Source organism: Bacillus sp. AFS040349 (assembly GCF_002577655.1).
GTDB lineage: Bacteria > Bacillota > Bacilli > Bacillales > Bacillaceae > Metabacillus.
In genome coordinates, this window is record NZ_NUMC01000174.1 from 1 (window position 1) to 423 (window position 423).

Below are 423 nucleotides of genomic sequence, written 5' to 3' on the forward strand. Positions count from 1 at the left end.
TATTTGGAAGGTTTTGTTTTATTTTGATAAATATAGTCTCTAAGCTAATTCTTGGAAAGTAGTTTTGTTCTTTAAAAGTGCGTAAATCAAGTGTAAAAGCTTATTAACACAAGCGATAATTGCTACTCTATAGGGTTTACCTTCATTGCGTTTTTTATCGTAAAACTCTCTTAATTTTCTATTCCTAGGAATAACAGTGTCACTCGTCTTTTGCTTTCGGGCATCTCGAATTCCACAGTATACAGCCATAAATAATGCTTGCCTTAGCCTTCTGGATCCTCTTTTCGTTATCCGATTTTGGGTTGCCGTAAATCGTCCAGAAGAGTAAACGCTTGGATCTACTCCTGCAAAGGCAACTAATTTTTTAGGGTGATTAAACCGATCTATTTCTCCAATTTCGGATATGATTGTTGCCGCAATCTT

At 35.7% G+C, this 423-nt stretch carries 1 protein-coding gene; it reads right to left on the reverse strand.

Going from position 1 to position 423, the window contains the following annotated elements; genetic code table 11:
• Positions 1 to 39: 39 nt before the first annotated feature.
• Positions 40 to 423, reverse strand: a 384-nt coding sequence (locus COD11_RS25745; RefSeq protein ID WP_141549757.1) for a transposase, incomplete at its 5' end; no start/stop codon positions are given.